This is a genomic window from Paenibacillus sp. N3.4 (assembly GCF_008017805.1).
GTDB lineage: Bacteria > Bacillota > Bacilli > Paenibacillales > NBRC-103111 > Paenibacillus_E.
The window spans coordinates 18006-27877 of sequence record NZ_VRTT01000088.1; the positions used below are offsets into that span (position 1 = coordinate 18006).

At 45.0% G+C, this 9872-nt stretch carries 7 protein-coding genes, 1 rRNA gene and 1 pseudogene; 7 read left to right on the forward strand and 2 right to left on the reverse strand.

Annotated features, from left to right (window positions below; translation table 11 throughout):
• The first annotated feature begins 22 nt into the window (after positions 1 to 22).
• Genes FU659_RS38475 through FU659_RS29795 form a run of 3 tightly spaced genes read left to right on the forward strand, consistent with a single transcriptional unit; the run spans position 23 to position 3543 of the window.
• Positions 23 to 424: a carbohydrate ABC transporter permease gene (locus FU659_RS38475; protein WP_315971385.1), complete on the forward strand. Its 402-nt coding sequence runs from the start codon at positions 23 to 25 to the stop codon at positions 422 to 424.
• Positions 425 to 1261: a carbohydrate ABC transporter permease gene (locus FU659_RS29790; protein ID WP_147950897.1), complete on the forward strand. Its 837-nt coding sequence runs from the start codon at positions 425 to 427 to the stop codon at positions 1259 to 1261.
• 29 nt (positions 1262 to 1290) lie between these two features.
• Entirely contained in the window at positions 1291 to 3543 is a 2253-nt protein-coding gene (locus FU659_RS29795) for a DUF1349 domain-containing protein (RefSeq protein ID WP_147950898.1), read from the forward strand.
• A gap of 69 nt (positions 3544 to 3612) precedes the next feature.
• Here FU659_RS29795 and FU659_RS29800 read toward each other — a convergent pair whose 3' ends face one another.
• Together FU659_RS29800 and FU659_RS29805 are read right to left on the reverse strand one after the other, a co-directional pair.
• Positions 3613 to 5394, reverse strand: a complete 1782-nt coding sequence (locus tag FU659_RS29800) for a sensor histidine kinase (protein ID WP_222708673.1) — start codon at positions 5392 to 5394, stop codon at positions 3613 to 3615.
• Positions 5395 to 5403: 9 nt separating this feature from the next.
• Positions 5404 to 6183, reverse strand: a complete 780-nt coding sequence (locus FU659_RS29805; protein WP_147950900.1) for a response regulator transcription factor — start codon at positions 6181 to 6183, stop codon at positions 5404 to 5406.
• 419 nt (positions 6184 to 6602) lie between these two features.
• On the opposite strand from FU659_RS29805, the pseudogene FU659_RS29810 reads away from it, so the two are divergent.
• From FU659_RS29810 to FU659_RS29825, 4 genes and pseudogenes are all read left to right on the forward strand, one after another.
• A pseudogene (locus FU659_RS29810) lies at positions 6603 to 6941 on the forward strand (family 4 glycosyl hydrolase); the annotation flags it as partial.
• 16 nt (positions 6942 to 6957) lie between these two features.
• Positions 6958 to 8109, forward strand: coding sequence for a glycerate kinase family protein (locus FU659_RS29815; protein WP_147950901.1), 1152 nt, complete (start codon positions 6958 to 6960; stop codon positions 8107 to 8109).
• 45 nt (positions 8110 to 8154) lie between these two features.
• Entirely contained in the window at positions 8155 to 9141 is a 987-nt protein-coding gene (locus FU659_RS29820; RefSeq protein WP_147950902.1) for a 2-hydroxyacid dehydrogenase, read from the forward strand.
• Positions 9142 to 9688: 547 nt separating this feature from the next.
• A 16S ribosomal RNA gene (locus tag FU659_RS29825) occupies positions 9689 to 9872 on the forward strand; the annotation flags it as partial.

Sequence of the window (9872 nt, forward strand, 5' to 3'; positions counted from 1 at the left end):
GTTCACAATCTCCCTGTTAACCGTGTGGCAGTTCGGTTCTTCCATGGTCTTGTTCCTAGCCGGCTTGAAGCAAATTCCCAAAGAGCTGTATGAAGCGGGGAAAGTAGATGGAGCCAGCCGAGGGAGAATGTTTTTTATCATTACTATTCCATTGATGTCACCTATCATTTTCTTCAATTTGGTCATGCAGACGATCAACGCTTTTCAGGAATTCACGGCAGCTTTTGTCATTACGAATGGGGGGCCGATGAAATCCACATTGTTATATGGAATGAAATTGTATCAGGACGGTTTCGGCTTTATGAAAATGGGATACGCGTCAGCGTTATCTTGGATATTGTTTCTGATCATTATGGGTTTCACGCTGCTCATCTTCTCCACCTCCAGGAAGTGGATACACTATGACGACGGAGGTGATTTCTAAGTGAAGACGTTAATTGGCAAAATAAGCACCTACTTCGTTCTTATCGCCTTTTGCTTCGTGATCATTTACCCTCTGATTTGGTTATTGTTTGCCACGTTCAAGGACAACAGTGAAATTTTCAGCTCACTTCAATTGCTGCCCAAGAAATTCATATGGGATTCTTATACCAAAGGCTGGGCGGGAAGCGGTCAATATAATTTCGGTAACTTTTTTATCAATACACTATGGTTGGTTGTGCCGACGGTCATTTTCACCGTGTTATCCAGCGTTCTGGTGGCTTACGGCTTTGCTCGATTCCGGTTTCCAATGAAAAAAACCCTGTTTGCGATTATGATCTCTACCTTGATGCTTCCTAATGCGGTGCTGGTCATTCCGCGATACATCATGTTCAAAAACCTTGGATGGATTGATAGCTATCTTCCCTTTATTGTCCCTGCAGCTTTTGCCTGTTATCCTTTTTTCATTTTCATGATGATTCAATTTATTAGAAGCTTACCGAGGGAATTGGATGAATCTGCCTATATGGATGGCTGCCATTCCTTTTCGATTCTCTTTCGAATTTTACTGCCTCTCAGTAAGCCAGCTTTATTTTCGGTTGGACTGTTCCAATTCATTTGGACATGGAACGATTTTTTCGACTCGTTAATTTACATCAACAGTGTAAAGCATTATACGCTTGCTCTCGGTCTAAGAATGTCTATCGATGTATCTGGCTTGGTTAGTTGGAATCAAGTTATGGCTATGGCCATTGTAACCATTTTTCCTTGCATCCTAATCTTCTTCTTCGCCCAGAAATATTTCGTTGAAGGCATTGCCACGACCGGTTTGAAAGGGTAAGACAATTCAAGGAAAAAGGAGAGTAAAACATGGAAAGAGTTGATTCATTACGGAAATATGTCTCATGGTTTTCCGCATTTTTCCTGTCTGTTGTTTTGTTGACCTTGTCCGTACCTTTAACCGCCTATGCCGCACCCACGTTGGCTTCAGTCAACGTCACCTCGAGCAAGAGCACGCTGAACCTTGATGGTACTGCCGTCTTAACGGTTAGTGGCTTGATGAGCGACGGCACCGCTGCGAATCTCTCAGGCGCTAGCAAGACATTTACTTCTAGCGACACCGATTTGGCAACCGTAGATAACTCAGGCAATGTCCGGGCTGAAACTAAAAAGGCGGGGAATGTCACTTTAACCGCAAGCGTGACCCTAAGCGGAACCACCAAGTCGAATACAGTACCGATTACGGTCAAAATGGCGCCAGATGTTCCATTTACGTATAATTACGGTCAAACACTGACGTTGAAATTCACAATGGAAAAGGACAAAAAGGTTTACTTAACCTTCGAGAAAGCTTTGGAAGTGATTAAGAAGATCGATAATCTGACACGCGGTATCCCGAAAATTATTTACCTCTCTGGTTGGCAGTTTACCGGGAAAGATACGGGGTTCCCAGCATGGAGTGTAGTGGATGACCATCTGAAACGACCTGGAGATGCAACGGCAACAGATAGTCTCCGTTGGCTGATGAGCGAAGCCTCGAAGTACAATACGACGGTGAGCCTGCATATCAATATGCTGGATGCCGCACCACCGACGCTTTCGGACGGCTCGGATAGACCGCTCTGGCAAACGTATCTCGATAACGATATTATTGCAAGAAACGCCGACGGTACCATTCGATCCTATGTTTGGGGAAATGCCCTCAGCTATACGAGGGAATGGACTACGCAGGTGCCTGGCACTAGCAAAAACTATACGCAGAAGCGGATAGACGATCTCATCGCTATGCTTCCTATCGCTCAGGCAGGAACCATTCATATCGATGCATTTCATCAATATTTGCCTGGGACGTTTACCGACGGCAACGACATCTCTCCTTGGCATCGGGATCATAACGGTATTACGAAGCAGGTCGAAGCGGATACCCAGAAAAAGATCATTCGCTACTGGCGGAGCAAGGGAATTGACGTCACAGCTGAATTCGATAGCAATTACCGGATCAACCCTTTAATTGGACTGCAGCCTATGGCATGGCATTACGGAATGAATAGGGAGATGGAAATTCCGGCAAGTCTATATGTCGGAGGAGATGGAGGCAATCCGCGTTTTGGTGAAACAATGCTTGGTCAGGATATTGTCGCTAGTGATCCGACAAATCTAAGTGGATTTCTGGAGCAGTTCAGCACGAAGACACTACCTTGGTATTACCTAAACCGCCTCAACCGGATTTCTGATAATGGGTCGACGGTCACCTTCAGCAATAATGTGCTTAGCAGCAATCCTGTGAGCATAACTCAGAACGGTAATACGCTAAGAACGAATAACGATGTGTTTATTCCTGCACTTTGGAGATCGAGCAAAGAAATCATCGCGTGGAGCACCAACGGTTATACGAATACAGCTTGGACTTTGCCATCGGACTGGTCAGGCGTTGCCTCAGTGGACATATTCAATATTGGACTAAATGGTTTGACGTTTAAACAAACTTTGCCGATAACCAACTCCAAAGTCACATTATCTCTTACTGCTAAAGAAGGGGTTTCGATCCTCCCTCATGGGTCAAGCGTTCTCCCTTCCGGTTGGGTGGCAGCGGATGTCGGGACGGTTGGAGCTCAAGGCAGTACGAGTTACAGCAGCGGGAAATATTCACTGCAAGGCTCTGGAGCCGATGTGTCTGGTACAGTAGATGAATTTCACTACGCATATAAGCAAGTGAGCGGGGACTTTACACTAACTGCTCGGCTCGCGAATCCGAGCTCACCGGCGGCCTACTCCAAGTTTGGGATCATGGCAAGAAACACGCTAGCTGCAAATTCCGAGCATATGACTGCCTATTGGAGTCCGAATAACGGCCAGAATCGGGTGAAGAGCTCTTCTCGCTTAACAGCCGGCGCTGCCAGCGCTTCGATCGATTTTGCAGGAGGCACCCCACCGCTGTATGTAAGAGTAAACCGGACGGGGAACACATTTACCACTTATTATTCTGCGGATGGCACAACTTTCACACAAATGAATCAGAAAACGATCACGATGAACAGCAGTATCTACGTTGGAATGTTCGTTTGTTCCAATCTGGATGGAACGTTGGCCAACGCTGATTTTGACAATGTTGTTATTAATTAATATCTTGATTACATGAAAGCAGAACCCCGTGATGCAAACGATAGTCGTTTGTACGCGGGGTTTCTAGTTTTAGATGGGAATCGTGATATAGACTATTGTACCTAAGCTGCGCTTGCTTCGAATGTTCAACCCGTATGTATCACCGTAATTCAGCTTTAGCCGCTTGTTCGTGTTGTAAAGTCCGATATGGTCGGTGTACTCGCCATCCTTCTGGAGCTTATCACGAATTTGCAATAATTTATCAGGGGTGATGCCAACTCCGTTATCGATGACAGTGATGTTCAGAAGAGAACCGGTACGGGCGATCTTGATCTTGATCCCGCTTTTTCCTTCTTTCTCATTGATGCCATGATAAATACAATTTTCAATGAGCGGCTGGAAAATAAGCTTGGTTACCGGAAGCGCAAGCACTTCCTCGTCGTACTCCCAGCGTACATCAAATTTGTCCTGATAACGAAATTTTTGAATCTGAATATAGCTCTCCGTATACTTGACTTCTTTCGCCAAAATAACGTTCTGCTCGGGATCGCTTAAGGAATATTGGAGGATGTCCGTTAAGTGTTCGATCATGTAATTAGCTTGATTAGGCTTGCCCGTAAACTTCATGACTTCCCAATAGATAGCGTTGAGGGTGTTATAGAGCAGGTGCGGGTTAATTTGAGACTGCAGCGCGAGCAGTTCGAGTGTTTTCTGCTTATATTTTCGCTCGGAGAGCTGAAATTTCAAGTAGCTCTGCTCGATAAACGTTTTCAAAATATTATGAATGATATACCCATACTCATCGTTGATCCGATTCGGAAGGGAGGGAAGAGGGTTGCCTTTTTCCGCAGAGTCCAGAATCGATACGATACTGAAGATGTGATTATAGTTTCGAACAGTGAAAAAGAAGGTTAGGATTAAACCCAAGATGAATGAAACGGCACATAGGCTGAGCGATAGTGTACTTAATTGGAACGGAATTTTGTAGATCGACTCTTGAGGAACGATAGACAAGACCGTCCAATCTAATCTCTTGGAAACTTGCTTCGTCACCATGTAGTCCTTCCCTCCGGATTTCCAAGTAAAGAAGTTATGTTGGGAGCTCAACAGCTCTTCAAATCGGATATCAGAGAGAGCTGCCAGTCCATCACTTAATAGAGGATGATTGTGCTCATCGAAAATAATATTGTACTGTCCTGGCATCGCTGCGGCGTTGCTAAGCACCTTTTGGATCGCATCCGAGCGGATATTCAGGACGAGGACGCCGTCAATGGGAAACAGTTTTTTATACATGGTAATGACCGGCGTACCCTTTTCTTCAAATTCGTATTTCTTGATAACCCTGGGTTCGGTCCAAATGTTGGTTTGATTATCGGCTTTCAAAAAGTGCCCATACCATTCGGTATCCAGCGAGTTGGCAAAGGTGACAATCCCATCGTTAGAAGACAAGTATTGGTCTGCCCCATTATTATAGTAAACGTAAATGGAATGAATGTAGCTTTTCGCATTTGCTGATGCGCCAAGGTAGCTCTTAATCAAATTCAATGCTGCGAGATCATCCAGTGATACCGTGGGATTGTTCAGAATGGGTTTCAATCGGGTAATGACATCGGGATACTCTTTGAAGATCAGACTAAGCGAATCCAGGTCTGAAAACGTTAATTCGATGTTATCAATCACTTGCTGGATTAGCTTCAAATTATTGTTATTGATGTCCTCCTTGACATAGTTCTGCGTGATAAGGATTGACATGGATCCCAAAATCGCCAAAGGGATTAACAGAGGAAGCAGGAGTAAAAGCAAATTTTTGATAAACAGCTTTCTAGTAAAGAAAGAGGGAAGAAAGTGGGATAATTTCATTGGCTGGCTCACCGATTTCTTTTAGTCTAAGTCGTCCGTGGCCTCGCTATTTCTGAATTCACGGGGATTTTTGCCAAAGTATTTTTTAAACGTTCTCGTAAAATTTTTCGCGTTGCTGTAGCCGACCATCTCACTGACTTGAAATGTCCTTAGCTGAATATCGTTCAGCAGCTCGGCTGCCTTCTCCATTTTGACCTCAATCAAATAATTCGAAAAGTACTGACCGGTTTTATTGTTAAACAGTTGGCTGAGATAATTCGGATGCATATGTACGAGATACGCTGCCGCTTCCAACGTAGCCTCCTTGTAGTTCTCTTGAACAAATTGCTTTACGCTTTTAATGATTTTGTCATTTATGTTAATTCCTTGAGCGACTTTGCTCTTGTCCTCAGCGTGGTCACGAATCGTTTCCAGGGCGGCTTGCTCCTGATCGAGCTCATGCTTGATTTTGGTAAAAACCTGGGTCAACTCCGTGTATCGGGCAGGCTTGACGATGTAGTTCTTCACCTCATAATCGAGTGCCTTCTTCGCATATTCAAAATCTCTATAGCCACTCAAAAAAACAATCTTGATCTTCCTTTTCTGTTGGTACAGCTCAGCTGCTAGATCAATGCCTGACATCACCGGCATTCGGATATCACAAAGCAGCACGTCCGCTTCGTGACTAGATAAAAAATCGAGCCCTTGTTTGCCGTTTTCCGCTGAAGCGACGATTCGAAACCCTAGTTCCTCCCATGGAAAAACCGTGCAAATATTGTTTCTTGTTGCCTGTTCATCATCAATGACTAACAGTTTATACATCGTAGGGTCCTCCTGTGCTCCATTGGCGTTTCAAGTCTATTTTACCATAGGCTTCCTGTAGAAACGAGATATTTAGTGGACTCGGAAATCTGGCATATCCCATGGAATCGCAATTAGTTGGCTCCGACCTAAAAAGATGCCACTCTAAGGTTCTAATATGAAAAAAGAGCGCTTCTATCGTAGATTATGCTCATATTTAGGCACTTAGCGTTATGCTAAAATAATGTTATGAACAAATTGATAGGTTGAACTCTGAAAAGGAGCGGTCGATATGGCTTTGCCAAAGATAATCAAGATCCGCCAGCACTTCAATGCTCCGGTAGTTGAACAGATTGAGGAGACGATCGCCTCGCAAATGGCTAAGCAGGAAATCAGTGAACGGGTCAAGCCGGGAAATCTGGATCACGTCAGGTCTCATGAATATGGCGTTCAAAATCGGCGGCAATGTGATGAACACCGGTTTGATAACGAATCTTCCGAAGGAAGCGATAGTCGAAGTTCCCTGCTTGGTCGATGCAAGTGGCATTACACCAACCTATATAGGGGACCTGCCTCAGCAGCTTGCTGCATTGAACCGAACCAATATAAACACGCAGCTATTAACCTTGGAAGCTGCGGCTACAGGGAAAAAAGAGCATATTTACCATGAAGCGATGCTTGACCCGCATACGGCAGCGGAATTATCTATTGATGATATCGTAGCTATGTGTGATGATTTAATAGAAGCTCATGGGGAGTGGTTGCCTAAGTTTGTATAAGGAAAGGTTTGATTTCATGAAGGTAATGATCGCTATTGATTCTTTTAAGGGCAGCGTTTCATCGAAGGATGGGAGCAAAGAGATCGCTTCAGGTATTAAAGAGGTTTACCCTGATGCGGATATCGTTAGTTTCCCTATAGCCGATGGCGGAGAAGGCACCGTAGAAGCGCTTATATCCGCTACAGGTGGACAGCTTTATTCCGTTCAGGTCACAGGTCCGCTTCTTGAACCCGTTCAGGCATCGTATGGCATCTTGGGTAATGGAAAAACAGCCGTCATTGAGGTGGCGGCGGCCTGTGGATTGCCGCTTGTGCCTGAGGAATGCAGGAATCCGATGCTTACAACCACCTATGGAGTAGGCGAACTCATTTTACATGCGATTGGGCAAGGCTGCCATGAATTTATTATTGGACTTGGCGGAAGTGCAACGAACGATGCGGGTGTGGGGATGCTTCAGGCTTTGGGCTACCGTTTCATGGATCAAGAGGGTCATGATGTCGGTCAAGGCGGGAAAGCTCTAGGGAAAATTGAGCGCATGGATGTGAACCATGTTTTTCCGGAATTAAGACAATGTGAGTTTAAAATTGCTTGCGATGTCAACAATCCACTGTATGGACCTCACGGAGCTGCCTATGTGTTTGCCCCTCAAAAAGGAGCGAATCCCACGATGGTTGAGGAGTTGGATCGTGGCTTAGCCATGTTTGCTGGCGTCGTTGAGAGTGAATTAGGTGTAAATGTTCAAGATATCCCCGGAGCGGGTACGGCTGGCGGGCTAGGAGCGGCCTTTGCTGCTTTTTTGAAGGCAGAGATGAAGCCTGGTGTTGGGCTGGTGCTGGACAGGATCGGTTTAAAGGAAAAGCTTGAAGGGGTCGATTTCGTCATAACAGGCGAAGGGCGACTAGATGGACAGACATCGATGGGTAAGGCTCCGCTGGGGGTTGCCGCACTTGCGCAAATGCAAGGTATTCCTGTTATTGCGTTAGCCGGGGGAGTGACCAAAGAGGCCACAGCGTTGAACGATCTAGGCATTACTTCTTTTTTTCCCATCATCAATGCGCCAATGACGCTTGAACAAGCGAAGGAGATCGTTGTAACTCGATATAATCTTAGGAGCACAACTGTACAATTATTCAGATTGATTCAAGCGGTGAGAGGTCAGGTCAGGTAAACTTGATCATTGCCATCATTTCACGTTTGGAAAGGAGCAATCTTAATGGCAGCCTATAAAGTTGTTTTAACAAAAGAAACTTGGCCTGCTGCGATGACCAGGATTGAGCAGCACTGTGAGGTCAAGTTATGGAAAGAAGCTGAACCGATCCCACGGAAGTTATTACTGGAGTGGGTAAAGGATGCGGAGGGTTTGCTCTGTGCTGGTGATATACAAGTAGATGAGGAACTGTTGACTCATGCTCCTGGGTTAAGAGTAGTAGCACAGTCCATGGTAGGATACGACAATATAGATATAGATGCATGCACAAGGCGGGGAATCCCGTTTGGAAATACGCCTGGCGTGCTTGTCGAAGCAACGGCAGATTTAACCTTTGCTTTATTGCTCAGCGCAGCTCGCAGAATTCATGAATGCTGGGATTTCGTTAGATCAGGAAATTGGGGTAGCGATGCAAGACCGCCATACGGCGTAGATTTGTTTGGGAAAACTCTTGGTATCGTAGGCATGGGGGACATCGGGTCCGCAGTAGCTAGAAGAGCTAGGGCCAGCGGTTTGAACATTATTTACTATAACCGTTCAAAACGAATGGACGATACGTTGCTCGAAGCCAGATATGTCGACTTTAGCGAATTGCTGGAAGAGTCCGACTTTATCATATGCCTAGTTCCTTTATCGAATCGAAGCCGGGGCATGTTCGGAGCTGCTGAGTTTGCCAGAATGAAGCCCTCCGCGTATTTCATCAACGCTGCCCGAGGGGCTATCGTGAATACGGTGGCTCTTTACGAAGCATTAAAGAGTAAACAAATTGCTTACGCCGCTCTGGATGTCACAGACCCGGAACCCATTTCGGGAGACCACCCTTTGCTCAGCCTACCGAATATTTTAATAACTCCGCATGTAGGCAGTGCAACGTACGAGACGAGAAATCGCATGGCTGATTTAGCTGCAGATAATTTATTGGCAGGTCTTTTACGACAAGCGCTTCCAACTTGTGTGAATGCGTCCGTTAATTATTCGTTGGGAGCCATTTAAATTCAAGTTGTTATAATGGCTGAAAAGCGATGCGAATACGTCAAATAGAGAGCGATCGTGATTACGTTTAATAATCGGAATTGGGTAGTTCTGAAGAGGGTGACGATTTTCCGCGCTCTCTTTTTTAATTTCGGTAGATCTGATACACGGAAGACAAGAATCCAGGAAGACAGCAGTCTGGACTGTCCTTTGGAATAACTACGTTCTATATAATAGAAGAAGCATGACAAATGAAAGGTTGTAATATTATTAAAACCATGGTATATTGCTAATCCGCCATTCAAACATAGATAATAGCGTGATCATCTAGGATCTTATCTAAAGCGATGAGCATAAAATATTATTTGTTAAGAATGGATCAAATAAACACTTGCAATTGAATTTTCTATATGGTATATTACATCTCGCTGCTTCGGTAATGCGGTAGTGAGCGAAAGAAATTGATCTTTGAAAACTGAACAACGAGTGAGTAAGCACGAACGAGCAATCGTTCAAAAAGAGATTGTAAAATCTCGCTAGCAACGCAAATGAGCAATTAAGCTTTTCTACTATGGAGAGTTTGATCCTGGCTCAGGACGAACGCTGGCGGCGTGCCTAATACATGCAAGTCGAGCGAAGTGTTTCCTTCGGGAAATGCTTAGCGGCGGACGGGTGAGTAACACGTAGGTAACCTGCCTATAAGACTGGGATAACTATCGGAAACGATAGCTAAGACCGGATAACTGGTTTTC